Source organism: Bdellovibrionota bacterium (assembly GCA_040386775.1).
In the GTDB taxonomy this organism is placed as follows: Bacteria; Bdellovibrionota; Bdellovibrionia; order Bdellovibrionales; family JAEYZS01; genus JAEYZS01.
The window spans coordinates 320,852-339,266 of the sequence record JAZKEU010000017.1 but is presented as its reverse complement, the minus strand read 5'-3'; the positions used below and the strand labels follow the sequence as shown (position 1 = coordinate 339,266).

Genomic DNA, 18,415 nt, shown 5'->3' with positions numbered 1-18,415 from the left:
ACTTAGCGCCTTTTGGTAAGTTGACAGGGTTGGTTATGTGTAATTTGATATTGGGAAATATCGGGGAGGTATTATGTTACGCAAATTTTTAGTTGGTGCTTTATGTATTTTAGCTGTAGTTGCATGTAGTAAAACAATTGATGGTGTTTTGAAAAACACGGAAGCTTTAACTTTCAACCTTAAAAAAGGGACGACGACATTACCTGTTGGACAATGGGAAGCTGCTCTGAAGTTTCCAAATAAAAAAGAAGTGAAGCTTGAAGTTACTATTCCAAATCAAAAGAAAGCTTTAGAAGTTTCCTTTAAAGTTCCAAAAGGTAGTCCACTACCACAAGAAAATGGTTCTTTTGAACTTTCATCTCAATTGAGTGGCCAACCTTATGATGCTGCAGGTTCCGTAAATACCACTCATGTCGACTCTGAAGAAAAATGGGGATGGGAAAACTGTACTTATCAAGCTCAAAGAGAAGAATGTTACATCAGTGGTAATCAACATGTTTGCCGTTTGGTTTACTACACAGTTCATGGCCGTCAGGACGTGCGTTATTTTGATAGACACACAACTCAAGTGGTTCACTTCAACCTCATGAGCCCAGGAAACAAAGTAAAAAATGCGGGTGGCTTTGAAGGCGTCGAACAATATTCAAACAGAGTGATTACTCATCAAGGTTTCTGTAGATAATGAGCACACTCCAACTTCATCATATTTATCCAGTTATTGCTCTCGTGTTTTTAACTTTTGGTATTATGGTACTGATGGGAAAAAGGAGATTTGCAGCCATTCGCAATGGCTCAATCCCTCCTGGTTATTTCAAAGATTATCAACAAAAAGAACCTTTTCTCATTCCAACAGATGTTCAAGTGGCAACAAGACATTATAACAACCTCTTTGAACAACCAGTTTTATTTTATGCTCTGATTCCTCTCTTACTTCTCACAAACGAAGCCGACAATGTGACACTCTATTTCTCTTGGGGCTACGTTGCCGCAAGATACGGTCACGCCATCATTCACGTAACAACAAATAAACTCATGCTAAGAATGAGACTCTTCACCATCGGATCATTTATCTTATTACTCTTATGGTCGAAATTTTTATGGCAGCTTTTGTAGATTAAATTTTTAATGATGTCTTAAAATTTTACAAGGTTCATGGATTTTAGATATTCGATTTCTTCTTCGAGATTGAAACCTGATTTTTCGAAATAATCCAGGAGCATATCCCGAGTTGCGGGAGGCGTTTCAGACTCATTGATCCACTGATCGAGAGTATCGTATCTTTCATTTTGATCGAGCTGCAATATGAAGTGAAGTAAAGACATAGCTTTAGGTTGCCTATAAGTGACCTGGAGCAGATCAAAGAAAACATCTCTTCCTTCTTTTACTCCTAACCTCAAAAGTGACCATGAGAGCGTCTGGATGTAAGAGAGGCTTTGAGCATCTAAATTTTTATATTCTTCAGGTTGTTTAATCTGTGCGATTAACAATCTAATTAAAGTATCCTTGAATTCTTGATTTTTATTCTTACCAATCAAATAGAAAATAGAAATTTTATGCCCTAGCTCTTCCATACCTGGCGCACCCAGAGTTTTTAGTATTTCCTCTTTATAAAATTCTTTTTGATCCGGAAATTGCGAAAGTCCCATCAGTGCATTTGCTCTCACCCTCGGAGTCGCCGAATTTACGAAGCCTTTAAAAATATCCACAAGTTCAAGATGTTTAAACTGTGACAAGGCTTCGAGAACGTTTGCTAGCTGTCTTGGATCTTCAAGCTGTAGGCCCAACATAAGAATCGGAATACTTTTTTCACCATAAAGTGCCACCACCATTTGTGCAGCATTCAAGCGAACTCTGGGAGTTAAAGATTTTCTATTCGATAAGACTAAGTCCAACGCAAATCTTGTTGCCTTGTATGATTTTGCAACTTTAAGCGCCTCAAGAACTGTGATTTGAATTTCTTCTTTATCTGATCTAAATTCTTGCAATAAAACATCATAAGATTTTGGATCATGAGAATATCCTAATCCCAAGATGATCTGCTTTTTCAAAAGCTGAGGAGGCTTTTCATCTAAAATCTCCGACATCTTTTCTACATAATCGTCTGGCTGAAGATAAGACAAACCAATTGCCGCCCTTACCGACTCATCCACATGCTCAGACTTTATATTTTCTTCTAATGTAGGGATCATTTTCTTTCTCAAAATCAATAATTGTCCCAACACCAATAAAAATGTTGCGACCAGAACAACTGGTAAAACCATCGGTCCGTGCGGAATAAATGCAAAGACAATACCCGCAAATATGATTGTCCCAAAAATATGATTGGATTTAAAAGTTAAGCCCGTCAGATACTTAAAAGACCCTGAAAGTCTATTGAGCGCTGGATAATAAAATCCCGCAAGTCCTTTTGACATACTCATAAATAAAATATGGCCCCACAATGTTTGCGTAACGATTGCAAACACACCCACCGCAAAATGCACAGCCCAAGTCGACGCTATCACTCGAATCGGTGAAACTCGATTTCTCTCAATGATTCTCCCATTAATAAAAGCTGCGATCATTTGCAAAAAACTCCCAATAAGCATGGCACTGGAAATGATTTTCTGCAACTCTACTTGGTTCAAAGTATGACTTTTAAAAAAATCATTTACCAAATTGTCTTGCGACATTCTAAATACGCCAGCAAAAAGTCCCATCAATAAAAAACTTAAGAAGATTGGCTGATAAGCTTTATCAAAAAATTTAAAGTCTTTTGATTTTCTAGCAATAAAATGAAACTCCAAACGTCTAGGATTTAAAAATGTTATTAAAATTCCTAAAATACATATTGCAGCAACTGCTGTCGTTAGGCTCACCTGCAGCAAGCTGACATGAGGAGCAAAGGCATAAAATGCTACAGCACTTACGATACCCACCTCTTGAGCCATGGCTTGATAAGAAAATACCACACCAAGCTTTGAAGGGCTGACGTACCGCTCTAGCATCTCATTCAATCCCCATCTCATCAGTTCTGAGAATAGGCCTGCCATAAAAATCCAAACAAAAACATAATTGATATTCTTTTCAACTTGGGTAATCACAGAACAAAGAATTATGGCAGCACAGATGAAGACCGGTATAAATGTTTTGACAAATTGATTTCTAAATTCATTTTTACGAATCGCAAAAGAAATAAAGAACCAAAGTGCTACTGGGTAGATAACAGCAAACACTAATTCCTTGGCACTATAATGAGCTAAAAATACAGCTTGAGATTTGATAAATTGAAGGCTCACTAAAAAGCCGGTAAGATAGCTGATGCCGATGAGCGTTCTCGCGATGATTCCCATCTATCAATTCTACATTCATGAGTGTTGGGATCAAGGAATATTCACTTATCGTAACGAGTTCTACATGTCTCTCGCAAAACCTTGCCTTTTTTAAACTCTCTGTTTACAAATGCTCTTCCACTGCTTACCATTTACATATCGACTAAGATTTGAGGTAATCGTGCTTTTTGGAAATGAATCCATCTCCCATTACAATCGCAGCAACATTGGCATCTGGATGTCTATGGCTTTTCAAGCTGGTATTTTAAATATGGGTGGATTTATGGCTTGCCATAGATTCGTTTCTCACGTTACAGGATTTGCTACTTTTTTTGGCTATGAGGCCAATCAAATTGAAAGCGATCACGCCATTGGAATGTTAGCCGTTCCACTCTTTTTTCTGTTCGGCGCCATGCTCAGCGGACTCCTCGTAGACCTAAGACTAAAGCTCCATAAAAAACCGAAATACTACATTACATTTGGACTGATTTTTTTACTCACCATCATTGTTTTTTTAGGCGGAATTCTAAGTTATTTTGGAGCCTTCGGAGAACCTTTAATTTACTCAAGAGATTATACACTTCTTGCCCTTTTATGTTTAATTTGTGGAATTCAAAACGGAACCATCACAACAGTATCAAAATCTGTAGTGAGAACAACGCATCTCACAGGCATCACAACAGATCTGGGAATCGGAATCATTCGTTACTTCAATCGTGATAAATATGATTATAACATTGATGACAGCAAGGCAAACCTCATGAGAGTTGGGATCATTTGCTTTTTCTTATTAGGCTCCGTTGTCGCAGGATTTGTCTTCACTCATTTTCAGTACTGGGGATTTTTGATTCCTGTTATTACTTCCGGACTATTATTCTGGCTGATGCTTTATTTCCAAGTATATAAACCTTACGCCACCAAAAAATAAGTACTCCTCATCTAACATCTCTAGACCTAGGTGCGGTCCGATCTATAAAATAAACTTTTAAAATAAACTAATAACATATAAATATTTTTTGTTTCAAATAAAATAATTTCATTCTAATATTATTATATTAAATATTATTAGTTAATAAAATATTTTTTAAGGAACATCATGGTTAGCGAATCTTCTTCCAAAATTCTTGTAGATACAGCGACTCGTCTCACGAGTGCTTCGACCATTGAAGCGATCACGCAGATTGTGACCGAGACAGCGAGAAAGCTTGTCGGCTCTGACGGTGCAACCTTTGTTTTAAAAGAAAATGATCTCTGCTATTACGTTGACGAAGACGCGATCTCTACTCTCTGGAAAGGCAAAAAATTTCCCATGAGTTCTTGTATCAGTGGATGGTCAATGATCAATAAGAAATCTGTGATCATCACCGATATTTATAAAGATGACCGCATTCCTCATGATGCTTATAAGCCAACATTTGTAAAAAGTCTTTGCATGGTTCTAATTAGAAAAGATTCTCCTATTGGAGCCATTGGGAATTATTGGAAAAAAATAACTCATCCTTCATTTGAGGAAGTTGAGCTTCTTCAAATCTTAGCAGATCTCGTATCGAATTCTATTGAGAATTTAGAATTAAGAAATTCAGTTAAAGACAAGGTGATGCAGAATGAAAATCTCAAAAGCAAATATCAGGATCTCGAAGCTTATATTCACTCTCTTGCCCATGATCTTAAAAGCCCCTTAACTTCATTGACAGGACTTTCAGATCTTATGTTGGTGAGCTTAGGTGAAAAAAATTATGACAAAACAAAATGCTACGCAGAATCACTAAAGGATTGTACAAGAAATTTAGGGCTTCAAGTGGAAAAGATCCTAGGTCTTTATCGTGCATCTCGTGAAAATATTCAGCCCAAAACTATCGATTTTAGAGGCATGGTCCAGGACATTATAGATTCTTTAATGATTCAGTATCCTTCTAAGGAAGTTTCTTTAGAAATCGAAAAAGACCTTCAAGCCTTGGCCGACCCAATCCTCCTTAGAATAGTTATGGAGAATTTAATTAATAATTCTTTTAAATTTTCACAGCATGGAAATACTTTAAAAATAAAAATGGGAAAATCTGAGAGTGAAGGAAATTTCTCTACATTCTATGTCAAAGACAACGGCGTGGGATTAGATGCAGCAGACGCAGGAAAACTATTCAAACCTTTAAGCCGCCTCCACGACGAAAAAGCTTATCCAGGATTAGGATTAGGACTTTATTCTGTGAGTAAGATCATTGAACTTCATGGCGGTAAAGTCAAAGCCGATGGAAAAGTTAAAGAAGGTTCAACATTCTACTTTAGCCTTCCAACTGGATGATTCTTATTATAAGAATAAGGAATGTCTAAAAAAACTTCCGATAAAATCCAAGCTCTAAATGCCATAAATAAAAATGGCATTTTACTTGTATTCCCAATCAAAAATAAAAATGAGTACAACTCTATCTGGAAAGAGCTTTACCCAAGAAGCAAAATGAAGTGGGAATGGGACGAAAATGGTGACAATAGAGTGGCTAAACTTTGGCACTTAAGAGAAGAGCTTTCTAGCTCAAGAGAAGTCATCTACAGCAAATGGCTCTCTGGGCGAGCAACATTTTTTTCTAAACCTTTATTCAAATCTCTCTATCGTTTATCTCGGGAGTGGAATTCCAATCAAAAAACCAGAGAATCTATGCAAATCCTAGATTGCTTGAAAATGGACTCTCCCCTCTCTACTAAGCAATTGAAAGAGGCTACCCATCTTCAAGGAAAATACTTTGAGAGAACTTATGAAAAGGCAATGAAACCCCTATGGCAACACTTTGATATCGTTGCCGTGGGTGAAATCCAAGACTCTAGCTTTCCATCATTAGCAATTGCGTCGACAGAGTCTTTTTTCGAAGATCTAGTTCTCGAAGCAAAAGAAAAGTCTCTCTCTGAGGCTCAAGAGATATTCAAAACTTATGTTCCACAAAATAGTTTGGTCGAAAAATTCTGGCGTAAGCTTCAAAATTAATGATTTCGTATTAATGATTTCTCAAATGCTCAAATTCTTCTGGTTCTAGAATATTTTTTTGGGCATCTATGAGGCGACTGAACATTTCTCTATATTCTTTTCCCATTTCAATTCTTTCTTCGTGAGAAAAAATATTTTTAATTTTTGAAAAATACTCTTGCTCTTCCTCTTCAATATGATGATCCAGAAGCTCACAAACCACTGTGAATTTCGCTTCCCATCTGTCATTATTTCCTTCGGACTTCATCTCCTCAAGCAAGAGCTCAACCAGCCCGTGCTCTTCAAAACCTTCCAAAGCTTCGTGCTTAGTCTCATCCATACCACAAGTTGGTGCATATAGAACAGCCTCCTCGCTTTTTGCATGAGCTTTTACCAGCGGCGCTAAGGATTCAAAAATTTCTAATTTATCTTCCAAGCTTGTAGTTTTTTTAAGGCCTTTTTTGTAAAGTTCTTTTAATTTTTTATGGTCCACTTTCATCTCAGATATAAGTTCATGCTTCATGAAAAACCTCCTAGGCGTATAATGATTTACTCTTCATAGAGTAAGATGTACCAGAGCAATAGGCATGCCGGGCCAAGAACCGATAACCTTCAATGCTTTTTACTCTTTGAGGCAAATTGGGATTTTGTTTGTGGAATTAAGAGACTAGATGTCTACTTTTTGATGCGAATCGTGCAATTTCTGAAATCAACGTCACTCTATTCACAGGCTTTGTCATATGCTCGGTATAACCTGCTTTTAGACAACGATCTCTTTCTTCTTTTAGAGCATGGGCCGTCAAAGCAATGATGGGCCCCATATATCCTTTGTTTCTAAGCTCGCTAGTTGCTTGATAGCCATCCATTTTAGGCATTTGGATATCCATAAGAACAATATTGTAATCACCCTCTAGGGTTTTTTGAACACCCTCAACTCCATTTTCGGCAATATCAACATGAGCACCTGCATGGGTTAAGAAATATGTAATTATATCTTGGTTGTCTTCTGAATCTTCAACTAAAAGAATTTTAAGTCCTTCCAGCTGGCTTTCTGTACTTTGAAAAGTAGATTTTTTAGTTTCCATCTGATCCTTTGGGAGACTTTGGATAAATTTCACATCTTTTATATTTTCAGTGTTTACCTTAAGCAAAAATGTGGACCCTAGAGATTTACGGTTACCACCTTTTTCTTCGAAAGTTAAATCACCATTCAAAGCTCTAGCTAACTTTCTAGATAAAAAAAGACCTAAACCAGTACCACCGAAAACTCTCGTAGTTGAATTATCTGCCTGAACAAATGGTTTAAATAATTTATTTTTATGTTCACTATCAATTCCAACACCAGTATCCGAAACAAATATTTCTAGAGAACCTAGATTATTTTTTTCATTTTTCCAAGCCATTTTTATACGGACCTCACCGACTTGAGTAAATTTGATAGCATTTCCGATCACATTCACAAGAATTTGTCTTAAACGCGTAGGATCTGTATTTATAAATTCAGGAATTTTAGATAAGAATTCAAATTCCAATTTCAAATTTTTACTTTCTGCTTGAACCTTCATAAGTGCAGATAAATCTTTTAGGAGAGTTCCTAAATTAAAATCTATTTTTTCGACTTCCATACGACCAGCTTCAATTTTTGAAATATCTAAGATTTCGTCAATCAATCCCAAAAGCTGTCTTCCACACTTATGAACTGTGTTAATGCAGTGACGCCTCTCTTCTTCATCTTGATCGGGATTGAGCATAAGTTCCGAAAACCCAAGAATAGCATTCATGGGTGTTCTTATTTCGTGACTCATATTCGCTAAAAAACTGGTTTTTGCAACACTTGCTGATACTGCCAACTGTTCAGCTTCAATTAATTTCGTTTCTGCCAACTTTCTATCATGAATGTCCGTGCATGTACCAATCCACGCCGTCACAAAGTTTCCTTGAAGTTCTGGCGATGCCTTTAACCAATGCCATCGGTACTGCCCGTCATGTCGACGCAATCTGCATTCGATTTCAAAGCCTTCGCCTGAGTTCATGGATAAAATTAAATTTTTTAAAAATTGATTGAGGTCATCCGGATACATGGCAGATTGCCAACCTAGCCCTACACTCTGATCCTGAGAAAGACCGGTGTAATCAATCCAAACTTGATTGAAATAATTGAAAATACCATCATCACGCGCTTTCCAAATAATATGAGGGATTGAGTTAGCCAAATTTCTGTAGCGCTTTAGACTTTCAATCTCCAACTCCGCTAGCTTTTGATATCTTTCTTTTCTTTCACTTTCCCGAATTTTTTCCGCTTGTTTTTCTAATTGTGAGGATTTGAGATAAAGCTCAACAAATATACTCACCTTAGAATTCAAAACTTGAGCATCAAAAGGCTTAAAAATGTAATCTACAGCTCCCAGTTCATAACCCTTATAAACATAACGATCGTCTTTATTGATTGCTGTGACAAAAATAATCGGCGTAAATTTGTATTTTTCTTTTTTACGAATTTTTTCGGCTAACTCAAAACCATCCATCTCTGGCATCTGAACATCCAAGAGCAGAACTCCAAAGTTATACTTATCCAAATAACTTAGAGCCTCTTCTCCAGATTGAGCTTTCACAAGATTGATATGTGGAATGCATAGCGCTGCCTCGAGAGCCATAAGTCCATCTTCTCTATCATCAACTATGAGAACATCTACTTTTTGATTGTCTTTAGTTAACATACAGACCCGTTTCTCTTACCTTTAGCCAGTTATACATAATAGAGAGTAAATGCTGTTCATCTACAGGCTTCGTAATGTAGTCCGACGCTCCTGCTTGTAAACATTTTTCCCTATCCCCTTTCATTGCCTTTGCCGTAAGAGAAATGATGGGAAGTTGTTCGAATTCTTTTAATTTTCGAATTTCTCTTGTTGCCTCTAGTCCATCCATTTCTGGCATCATCATATCCATCAATATCAGATTGGTATTTGCATTTTGCTTTAGAGTTTTAATTCCCTCTTTGCCATTTTCCGCAAACACAACATTCATACCACGGCTTTTAAGAATTGTAGTCAGCGCAAAGATATTTCTTAGATCATCATCGATAATTAAAATATTATATCCTGTAAAGTCTGCGTCGAGAGGAACATCCTCAACTATTGTCATTGGCTCTTCTACATAATTCGTTGGAGAGCTATCAATGCCTGTGAATTTAAGAGGAAGAGTCAGTATAAAGCTACTTCCTTGTCCAGGTTCACTTTCAACTTCAATAAATCCACCTAAAAGTCTTGCGATCTCTCTACTGATTGTTAAACCAAGGCCAGTTCCACCATATTTTCTGCTCGTAGTACCATCTGCTTGCTGGAAAGCTTCAAAAATAAGTTTTTGCTTATCCGAAGGAATTCCGATGCCGGTATCGGTGACTTTAAACATAATGTTGTTTTTGTTTTTAGTGGATTTATCACCCTCGCGTTTATGTCCTACTCCGATCTCCAGACGGACACTTCCTTTTTCAGTAAATTTAAATGCATTTGAAAGAAGATTTTTAAGAATCTGTTGTAAGCGATTTTCATCAGTGAACATATTCTTAGGTAACGATTTGTCCACATCGACCATGAACTCCAAACCTTTGTGTTCTGCTACTGGCCGGAATGTTTGTTCCAAGTAATCTTGAATTTCTGCGAGCGGTACGGCTTTTGGATTGATTGGCATTTTGCCGGCTTCAACTTTAGAAAGATCTAAGATCTCGTTAATGAGGGCAAGTAAGTCTTGTCCTGCTGAATGCACAGTGCTTGCGAACTTCACTTGTTCATTACTCAAATTCTTATCTTTGTTCTCTGCAAGAGTTTTCGATAAGATCAACAAGCTATTGAGTGGGGTACGCAATTCATGCGACATGTTTGCCAAGAATTCCGATTTGTATTTCGAAATAAGAGACAATTGTTCTGCTTTTTCTTCGAGTGATCTTGATGCAAGCTCAACCTCGTTGTTTTTAACTTCAAGAAGTTTCGCTTTATCTTCAAGTTCTTTTGCTTGAGCTTCTAGTTCCACGTTAGAACGTTGTAATTCTTGTAGAAGTTCTTCTGTTCTCATACTTGATGAGATCATGTTCAAGATAACCCCGATAGAGTCCATGAGCTGATCCAGGAAGTAGATATAGTTCTGAGAGAATGGTTTGAGTGACGCTAACTCAATCACCGCTTTCAATTCTCCCTCGAAAAGTACAGGCAATACGACAATATTCTTCGGGCTCGATTCGCCAAGGCTTGAACTGATTTTGATATAATCTTCTTGGTGATGTGTAAGAAGAATTCTCTTCTTCTCAAATGCACATTGACCAACAAGACCTTCTTTTAATTTATATCTATTAGATACATTTTTTCTTTCCATGAAAGCGTAACTTGCAATCAAATTTAAGCTTTGTTCTTTATCTTCTGTTTCATACATAAAGAACGTTCCATGGCTCGCATCAATGAGCGGCGTTAATTCCGACATGATCAATTGAGCCACTGAAGTAATACTTCTTTGACCTTGCATCATGCCCGAGAATTTCGCGAGGTTGGTTTTCAACCAGTCCTGCTCGTTGTTTTTTTGCGTTGTATCTTTTAAGTTACCGATCATTTGGTTGATATTATCTTTTAAGGCAGCCACCTCTCCTTGTGCTTCCACCGTGATAGAGCGAGTTAAGTCTCCCTTTGTTACCGCAGTAGAAACTTCCGCGATCGCTCTCACTTGAGAAGTTAAGTTCCCCGCAAGCTGGTTCACGTTTTCCGTTAAGTCTTTCCATGTACCAGACACGCCCGGTACTCTCGCTTGAGCTCCAAGTTTACCTTCGATACCCACCTCTCTTGCAACTGTAGTCACCTGATCGGCAAATGTTCTTAGTGTATCTGTCATTGAGTTGATTGTTTCAGCAAGCGCCGCAACCTCCCCTTTCGCTTCGAGTACGAATTTTTGCCCAAGGTCACCATTCGCAACCGCAGTTACAACTTTTACGATACCTCTCACTTGTGTTGTTAAGTTAGAGGCCATGAAGTTCACGTTGTCCGTTAAATCTTTCCACGTTCCAGACACGCCAGGCACTCTAGCTTGAGCTCCGAGTTTACCTTCGATACCCACTTCTCTCGCAACTGTAGTCACCTGATCGGCAAATGTTCTAAGTGTATCTGTCATTGAGTTGATCGTTTCAGCAAGCGCTGCAACCTCCCCTTTTGCTTCGAGTACGAATTTTTGATTAAGGTCACCATTCGCCACCGCAGTTACGACCTTGATGATCCCTCTCACTTGTGTTGTTAAGTTCGAGGCCATGAAGTTCACATTATCAGTTAAGTCTTTCCATGTTCCGGAAACTCCCTTCACATCGGCCTGACCACCCAGACGACCTTCCGTACCCACTTCCTTCGCAACTCTCGTTACCTCGGCAGCAAATGAGTTCAGCTGATCCACCATCTTATTGATCACGTCTTTAATTTGAAGGATCTCCCCCTTCACTTCCACTGTAATTTTTTGTCCTAAGTCTCCATTGGCAATCGCGGTAGCAACCTTCGACACGTCCCGCAGCTGAACCGTTAAGTTTGAGGCCATGGCATTCACGTTGTCCGTTAAATCTTTCCACGTCCCAGAAACCCCCTTCACTTCGGCCTGACCGCCAAGTTTTCCTTCTGTACCCACTTCTTTCGCCACACGAGTTACCTCGGCAGCGAAACTTCTGAGTGTATCCACCATCGTATTGATTGTATTTTTTAGTTCGAAGATCTCGCCTTTGGCATCAACTGTAATCTTTTGTGATAAGTCACCTTTAGCAACCGCAGTCGTTACCTTTGCGATGTTTCTCACTTGAGCTGTTAAGTTGTTCGCAAGACCGTTCACGTTGTCCGTTAAATCTTTCCAAGTTCCAGACACACCTTTTACATCGGCCTGACCGCCCAGACGACCTTCTGTTCCCACTTCCTTCGCAACTCTCGTTACCTCTGCAGCGAATGAGTTCAGCTGATCCACCATGACGTTGATTGTATTTTTTAATTCGAAGATCTCGCCCTTCGCATCCACTGTAATCTTTTGTGATAAGTCACCTTTAGCAACCGCAGTCGTTACTTTTGCAATGTTTCTCACTTGGGCTGTTAAGTTGTTCGCAAGACCGTTCACATTGTCCGTTAGGTTTTTCCATGTTCCAGAAACCCCTTTCACCTCAGCTTGACCGCCGAGCTTACCTTCCGTACCCACTTCCTTCGCAACTCTCGTTACTTCAGAAGCGAATGATCTTAGTGTATCCACCATCGTGTTGATCGTATTTTTTAATTCTAAGATTTCACCTTTTACATCCACAGTAATTTTTTGTGATAAGTCACCATTGGCAACCGCAGTCGTAACTTTTGCGATGTTTCTCACCTGAGCTGTTAAGTTGTTCGCAAGACCATTCACGTTGTCCGTTAAATCTTTCCAGGTACCAGACACACCTTTTACATCGGCCTGACCGCCCAGACGACCTTCCGTTCCCACTTCCTTCGCAACTCTCGTTACTTCGGCAGCGAATGATCTCAGCTGATCCACCATCACGTTAATTGTATTTTTTAATTCCAAGATCTCACCGCGAGCATCCACCGTAATCTTTTGTGATAAGTCACCATTGGCAACCGCAGTCGTAACTTTTGCGATGTTTCTCACTTGGGCTGTTAAGTTGTTCGCAAGACCGTTCACGTTGTCCGTTAAATCTTTCCATGTACCCGATACTCCGCGCACATCGGCCTGACCACCCAGTCTACCTTCTGTACCCACGTCTTTCGCCACACGAGTTACCTCGGCCGCAAATGATGAAAGCTGATCCACCATGACGTTGATTGTATTTTTTAGTTCGAAGATCTCGCCCTTCGCGTCCACTGTAATTTTTTGTGATAAGTCACCTTTCGCGACCGCTGTCGTAACTTTTGCGATGTTTCTCACTTGAGCTGTTAAGTTGTTCGCAAGACCGTTCACGTTGTCTGTTAGATCTTTCCATGTACCAGATACACCTTTCACTTCGGCCTGACCGCCGAGCTTACCTTCGGTACCCACTTCCTTCGCAACCCTTGTTACCTCGGACGCAAATGAGTTCAGCTGATCCACCATGGCGTTCACCGTGGTACCGATTCTTAGGAATTCCCCTTTTACGGCTCTTCCATCAATTTCAAGTGACATCTTTTGTGACAAATCGCCTTTTGCCACCGAGGTAATAACCCTTGCGACTTCAGTGGTCGGTTGCACAAGGTCACCAATCAGTAAGTTAATAGAATCAACGCTGGTCGACCAAGCACCTTTGACTGAGCCCATAGAAACCCTCTCAGTCATTTTACCTTCTTGGCCCACCGTATTTCTTACACGCGCAAATTCATCGGCCATATTTTCGTTCATTTCGATAATGTCATTTAGAACTTCGCCGATCTCAGAGATTAAGCCCTCTCTCAATTGTGGCATACGCACGCTGAAATCACCTTTTCGAACAGCTTTGGTAACGGCGAGAAGTTGTCTGAGTTGCTCTTTAGAATCTGCTAAGTCAAAATCTGATATTTCTACAGAAACGCCACCGTTCTTTTTACCAAGGATTTTTGTATTTCCATTGGTACCGTTAGTTTTATTTTTTTGATCTGGATATTTTGGTATGGCTTTTTGAGAAAGTTGATTTTTCTTAAACGAATTCGTCTTGCGTGATTCATTCGACAGTTTGCTCATTCAATCGCTCCCATGCGTTTTGGCATATTTTTTTTGGATTGGTCTAACTTATAGTTTAGGAAAATCCCACACCAAAAAATAGATGTGAATATTTTCGTCAAAGTTTTTAAAGTTTTCTAAACATTCAAAAATACTAAGTAATATTGAGGTTTTCTTATATAGATAATTTTAATTGTGACGAAATCTAAATAATATCGATTGGAGACGAGACAGATTCTGTCTCAAAATAAAAGGATTTTTAACTTCATCAGATTTTCTTTAAAAGACACACGATCCAAGGTTTCAGCCCATTTAAAGAATCTCTAGGATTTCTGAAAGAGATTTGTTATCAAACCTTTTGATTTTAAAGCTTTAAAACGATAGTGTTTTAGAGATTGAAAAAACCAAACCTTAACCTAAAAAATCTTAAGTCTATCAAAGCCTTAATTGTAGATGTGGATGGCATTTTAACCGATGGCACTATTTGGTGGCATTCTCCTGGCGAATGGCGTCGAAATTTTAATATATATGATGGTTTTGGGATCAGAGAACTTGTAAAAGAAGGCTTTATTGTCGCCATGATTACAGGCTCAAACGCGCAAGATATTAGAGAACGTAAAGAAAAGCTGAACATCCATTATCTCTACGAAGGAATGGAAGACAAGATCCCTTCTTTCGAAGATTTTTTAAAGAAAACCAACTTAAAAGCAAATGAAGTCGCTTATATCGGTGATGATTTGCCAGATGTTCCTGTTTTAAAAAGAGCGGGGTTCGCGGCATCAGTTCCGACAGCAATGGCCGAAGCCAAGAAAGTTGCCATGTACATCACTAAAAAGGATGGCGGCAAAGGTGCCGTTAGAGAACTTTGTGATATATTAATAGCTGCAAAAAACTCATCTCCACAGAAAACTATACGGAAAACTGCACGAAAAAGGAAAAAATAATGAGCGATTTTAAACCACTTAAAAATTTAGTCGAAATGAAGTTTGGCTCCCAAAAATTCACTTGGGGAGATGGCAAAAATTTTGTTCTCTTTGCAGGACCGGATATTGTTGAAGATCAAGGTATGGTTCTAGAGGTTGCGCAAGAATTAAAGAAAATCACGACAGAACTTCAAATTCCATGGATCTTAAAATGTTCTTTCGATAAGGCCAACAGACAAAGTGGAGATAAGTTTCGCGGTCATGGCATGAAAGAAGGCTTAAAGATTTTAAACGATATCAAAAAGAAAGTAGACGTTCCATTCTTAACGGATGTTCACGAAACAATTCAAATGGAAGCCGTCGCAGAAGTTGCAGATGTGATTCAAATCCCTGCATTCTTGTCACGACAAACCGATTTGATCATAGCTGCCGCTAAAACTGGAAAAGTTCTTCATATGAAGAAAGGTCAGTTCTTGGCTCCATGGGATATGAAGAGTGTAGCTAAAAAAGCGGTCGACGCTGGTAACAGCAAAGTTCTCTTGTGCGAAAGAGGCACAACCTTCGGTTACAATAGACTCATCAACGATATGACAGGCTTAGTAGAAATGAGAAACCTAGGCTTTCCAGTGATTATGGATTGCACTCACTCCACCCAACTCCCCGGCGCCCAAGGCGACTCGAGTGGTGGCAGAAGAGAGATGTCATGGGCACTGGCCAGAGCCGCAGTTGCCGTGGGAATTGATGGGCTATTCTTCGAAACCCATCCAAACCCAGACGAAGCCCTCTGTGACGGCCCCACTTCGATCGCTCTAAAAAACATGAAGGGTATGCTAGCTAATCTCAAAAAGATCAACCAAACTCATCAAGACTAATAAGCTATTCGGAATTAGACAAATGCTAACTACGGAGCGGAATTTTCTATTGGAGGAAGATCTACGGGGTTAACTTTATCCGTTGTCATCTTGGCTTTAGAATAAAGCACAGTCCAGGCAATAGCTGATACGATTAAAATTAGTGCGGCTATTGTTAGAACTTTTTTATGTGTCTTCGGGTTAGTCTTATTTTGATTTTTACCAGTGAAAGATTTTTCTGAACCGTAAGACATACTTACTCCTTAGAATTTAAATTTCTTCTTTAGTGCGTCTTTTAAAGGATTGCCGCTACCTTCTCCACCACCAGCACTTTTTTGCTTAGTGATTTCACCTTTGGCTTTGTCGATTTCACCTTGAAGATCTTTTGTTTTTCCACCGATTTCGGCATTGAATTTGTTTTTTACTTTATCAAATTCCTGAGTGAGTTTAGCTCTCTCGCCCTTAATGCGGTCTTGAACAAAATTTTCAATTTCTTTTCTCTTCTTGTCGATCTCAGCTTGGATTTCTTTCTTAAACCCATCTGCAAGCTCAGAACCTAGATTCGAATTAAGACTCGTATCAAAATTTGCAAATGACCCTTCAAACGAAGCGTTGAGTACAATTTCAGGAAGTCCTGCAACCACTCTATTGAAAATATTTTTTACAAATTCCTTTTTAGCATCCACTTCAAATTGGTTTCTCTTGAAAACGTTCTGAAGAGCTAAACTGATATTTTCATTTTCAATCACACCACCAAAACTTGCCGCCGGGGTAGATCGTAAGAGATTGAATTTAAGATCTGAACTATCAATCATCTTCATACCTTTTAATGGATACGCGCCCACCTTAAAGTTGAATGATTCTTTAGGAATATCTCTGGTATGGTCCACGGTGATATTTCCATTCAATCCATAAATCTGTTGCTTCGGAAAATCCCCATCAAACTTAAGAACTGCTGGCTTTCCAATAACTCTCGGGCTCGTTGTCACATTGGTCAATTCACCTTTGATATTTCCGCTAAATTCACTCGTATTCGCTTGAGAACTGATCGCTGCTTTCTTAAGCCAGAATGATGGATAACCTTTTGTGATTGGGAATAGAACATTCTGACCACTGCCTCTCTTCGGAGGAACTAGGTCCTGAGAAGACTCTTTCTTTTTGTTCGGCATATATTCACGAGCAACTGCAACGTACTTTTCTGCAGAAGCGATTTTCTCGTTCAACATCGAAGTAAATAATCCTTGAGTAAAACTTTTTGGATCAAAAGATGGGACTTTAAACCTTTTCTTTAAGTCTTCCACATCTTCTTGAACAAACTTTTCAATGTCGTTAATGGATTGTTCGGTCGTAGAAATATCTGACTTTAAATCTCCAGACGTCTTTTGAACGAGTTTAACTTTTTCATCGAGCTGCTTATAGATTTCATCTGCATCTTTTAAGCTTTGGGCAAACTGAAGAGGGTTCTTGGTATCAAACTTAAGATTTTTGGCTCTTCTCACCAAAGCGTCAACTTCGTCTTTTTTAGGAAATTCTTCGATACGTTTTTTCCACTCTTCTTCTTTTTCTTTTACAAATTTTTTAGCTTCGTTGATTTTTTCTTCTGATTTTAACTGGGCTTGGATACTTTTAAGCTGTTCTTTTGCATCGGTTCCACCCGCAATATTGGCAATGTCCATAACGACATTATTTTCATATTGCTGCTTTAATCTTGATTCCGCTCTTGCTTCGATATCATCAACAATCGATGCTCCTGGCGCTCCTGCTGGAGTTGGAGGTCGAACATATCCCTTGCTCTTTCTTGGAGAAAAAACTTGGATATCTAGAATGCTTGCCTCTTCAACAACACCTTTCATTCTCAAAACTGCATCTGGTAGCAAATCAAATCTGATTTTACCAATGGACACAATATTTCTTTCTGGATGTTCCTTATCTGTTACCTGAAGGCCTTGCATTTCAAAGAATAGTTTTAAAAAACTTGTATCCACATCTGCAACGTTCACCTCGGCTCCGTGCACGTAGCTTGCACCCCACTCAATACCTGACTTCAAATGCATATCAAAAAAGAATTTAAAGTAAGCAAAAATAATTAAAAGAATAACCCCAACAGGAATAATGGCTTCTGTTCTAATTGGACCTTTTTTCTTTGGTGCTTGATTGCTCATGACGAACCTCCATAAAATTCATCATATTTGTAATACCATTTGTACAATCCCGTGGCTTGAATTGCTTTCCAAAATTTTGTCTGTTTGTATTTAGCGACAATTTGCACTCTATATTGTCTCACAAAAACCAAAGCTCCAAAGTACACAAAGGGACTGAGTAAGATCGAAAGAACTCCGGATCCCATTACGATTGTATTATTAAATCTTGTAAACGGAATGATCGGCATATTGTATAGAGATGTAAAAAGAGATTGTAGCGCAGGAAGATTCAGCAACCAGAATCCCAATGAGTCAAATACCGGATCAAGTATAAAAGCGATAAACTTAAAGAAGAACGCTGCCAAGAATGCTGCACCAATTTGTATTCTAAAAAAGAAAATACACAAAAACACTAAAAAGGTTTGTAATGATAATGCCGGGGTCATCCCTAGAATAAATCCAGCAGCAATTCCCGCCGCAATTTGATTTGTCCCCGTATCAGAGTTCAAAAGTTTAATAAATTGAAATAACTGCTTCAGCAGTAAACCCATGGCGCACCTCGCATGTTATGTTTGAA

At 38.8% G+C, this 18,415-nt stretch carries 14 protein-coding genes; 7 read left to right on the top strand and 7 right to left on the bottom strand.

The genetic code is table 11. The features are described from left to right. Nucleotides 1-73: 73 nt before the first annotated feature. Nucleotides 74-682 (top strand): hypothetical protein, encoded by a 609-nt coding sequence (locus V4596_11755; protein ID MES2769810.1) that lies wholly within the window; start codon nt 74-76, stop codon nt 680-682. After that, nucleotides 682-1,113: an MAPEG family protein gene (locus V4596_11750; protein ID MES2769809.1), complete on the top strand. Its 432-nt coding sequence runs from the start codon at nt 682-684 to the stop codon at nt 1,111-1,113. Before V4596_11755 ends, V4596_11750 begins: the two co-directional genes overlap by 1 nt. 20 nt (nt 1,114-1,133) lie before the next feature. Here V4596_11750 and V4596_11745 read toward each other — a convergent pair whose 3' ends face one another. Further along, on the bottom strand, nt 1,134-3,332 hold the full coding sequence (locus V4596_11745) for an MFS transporter (GenBank protein ID MES2769808.1): 2,199 nt from the start codon (nt 3,330-3,332) through the stop codon (nt 1,134-1,136). A gap of 160 nt (nt 3,333-3,492) precedes the next feature. On the opposite strand from V4596_11745, the gene V4596_11740 reads away from it, so the two are divergent. The 3 genes from V4596_11740 to V4596_11730 all read left to right on the top strand — a co-directional run bounded on the left by V4596_11740 (nt 3,493) and on the right by V4596_11730 (nt 6,285). Further along, nucleotides 3,493-4,239, top strand: a complete 747-nt coding sequence (locus tag V4596_11740) for a YoaK family protein (GenBank protein ID MES2769807.1) — start codon at nt 3,493-3,495, stop codon at nt 4,237-4,239. Nucleotides 4,240-4,407: 168 nt separating this feature from the next. Then, on the top strand, nt 4,408-5,610 hold the full coding sequence (locus V4596_11735) for a GAF domain-containing sensor histidine kinase (protein MES2769806.1): 1,203 nt from the start codon (nt 4,408-4,410) through the stop codon (nt 5,608-5,610). Nucleotides 5,611-5,631: 21 nt separating this feature from the next. Continuing rightward, the gene (locus V4596_11730; protein ID MES2769805.1) at nt 5,632-6,285 is read left to right on the top strand and encodes a hypothetical protein; all 654 of its coding nucleotides are present in this window, start codon (nt 5,632-5,634) and stop codon (nt 6,283-6,285) included. A gap of 10 nt (nt 6,286-6,295) precedes the next feature. On the opposite strand, the gene V4596_11725 is transcribed toward V4596_11730, so the two are convergent. From V4596_11725 to V4596_11715, 3 genes are all read right to left on the bottom strand, one after another. Then, a complete protein-coding gene (locus tag V4596_11725; GenBank protein ID MES2769804.1) occupies nt 6,296-6,787 on the bottom strand; it encodes a hemerythrin domain-containing protein in 492 nt (163 codons plus the stop codon). A gap of 136 nt (nt 6,788-6,923) precedes the next feature. Beyond that, nucleotides 6,924-8,981, bottom strand: a complete 2,058-nt coding sequence (locus tag V4596_11720) for a response regulator (protein MES2769803.1) — start codon at nt 8,979-8,981, stop codon at nt 6,924-6,926. Continuing rightward, nucleotides 8,971-13,944 carry a HAMP domain-containing protein gene (locus tag V4596_11715; GenBank protein MES2769802.1) on the bottom strand — a complete coding sequence of 1,658 codons (4,974 nt, stop codon included), beginning with the start codon at nt 13,942-13,944 and terminating at the stop codon, nt 8,971-8,973. The genes V4596_11720 and V4596_11715 overlap by 11 nt, the downstream gene beginning before the upstream one ends. Nucleotides 13,945-14,318: 374 nt before the next feature. Between V4596_11715 and V4596_11710 the strand changes: the two genes are divergently transcribed. Both V4596_11710 and kdsA read left to right on the top strand, forming a co-directional pair. After that, the gene (locus V4596_11710; GenBank protein ID MES2769801.1) at nt 14,319-14,867 is read left to right on the top strand and encodes an HAD family hydrolase; all 549 of its coding nucleotides are present in this window, start codon (nt 14,319-14,321) and stop codon (nt 14,865-14,867) included. Further along, the gene (gene kdsA / locus V4596_11705) at nt 14,867-15,718 is read left to right on the top strand and encodes a 3-deoxy-8-phosphooctulonate synthase (GenBank protein MES2769800.1); all 852 of its coding nucleotides are present in this window, start codon (nt 14,867-14,869) and stop codon (nt 15,716-15,718) included. Before V4596_11710 ends, kdsA begins: the two co-directional genes overlap by 1 nt. 29 nt (nt 15,719-15,747) lie before the next feature. Here the strand turns inward: kdsA and V4596_11700 are convergent, their stop codons facing one another. The 3 genes from V4596_11700 to V4596_11690 are packed head-to-tail and all read right to left on the bottom strand — an operon-like array spanning nt 15,748 to nt 18,389. After that, a complete protein-coding gene (locus tag V4596_11700) occupies nt 15,748-15,951 on the bottom strand; it encodes a hypothetical protein (protein ID MES2769799.1) in 204 nt (67 codons plus the stop codon). 9 nt (nt 15,952-15,960) lie between these two features. Beyond that, nucleotides 15,961-17,859: a TIGR03545 family protein gene (locus tag V4596_11695; protein ID MES2769798.1), complete on the bottom strand. Its 1,899-nt coding sequence runs from the start codon at nt 17,857-17,859 to the stop codon at nt 15,961-15,963. After that, the gene (locus V4596_11690) at nt 17,856-18,389 is read right to left on the bottom strand and encodes a TIGR03546 family protein (GenBank protein ID MES2769797.1); all 534 of its coding nucleotides are present in this window, start codon (nt 18,387-18,389) and stop codon (nt 17,856-17,858) included. The genes V4596_11695 and V4596_11690 overlap by 4 nt, the downstream gene beginning before the upstream one ends. Nucleotides 18,390-18,415 lie beyond the last annotated feature (26 nt).

Coding starts and splice junctions, on each gene's coding strand:
- V4596_11755 (MES2769810.1), top strand. CDS start 74: ATGTTACGCAAATTTTTAGTTGGTGCTTTATGTATTTTAGCTGTAGTT.
- V4596_11750 (MES2769809.1), top strand. CDS start 682: ATGAGCACACTCCAACTTCATCATATTTATCCAGTTATTGCTCTCGTG.
- V4596_11745 (MES2769808.1), bottom strand. CDS start 3,332: ATGGGAATCATCGCGAGAACGCTCATCGGCATCAGCTATCTTACCGGC.
- V4596_11735 (MES2769806.1), top strand. CDS start 4,408: ATGGTTAGCGAATCTTCTTCCAAAATTCTTGTAGATACAGCGACTCGT.
- V4596_11730 (MES2769805.1), top strand. CDS start 5,632: ATGTCTAAAAAAACTTCCGATAAAATCCAAGCTCTAAATGCCATAAAT.
- V4596_11725 (MES2769804.1), bottom strand. CDS start 6,787: ATGAAGCATGAACTTATATCTGAGATGAAAGTGGACCATAAAAAATTA.
- V4596_11720 (MES2769803.1), bottom strand. CDS start 8,981: ATGTTAACTAAAGACAATCAAAAAGTAGATGTTCTCATAGTTGATGAT.
- V4596_11715 (MES2769802.1), bottom strand. CDS start 13,944: ATGAGCAAACTGTCGAATGAATCACGCAAGACGAATTCGTTTAAGAAA.
- kdsA (MES2769800.1), top strand. CDS start 14,867: ATGAGCGATTTTAAACCACTTAAAAATTTAGTCGAAATGAAGTTTGGC.
- V4596_11700 (MES2769799.1), bottom strand. CDS start 15,951: ATGTCTTACGGTTCAGAAAAATCTTTCACTGGTAAAAATCAAAATAAG.
- V4596_11695 (MES2769798.1), bottom strand. CDS start 17,859: ATGAGCAATCAAGCACCAAAGAAAAAAGGTCCAATTAGAACAGAAGCC.
- V4596_11690 (MES2769797.1), bottom strand. CDS start 18,389: ATGGGTTTACTGCTGAAGCAGTTATTTCAATTTATTAAACTTTTGAAC.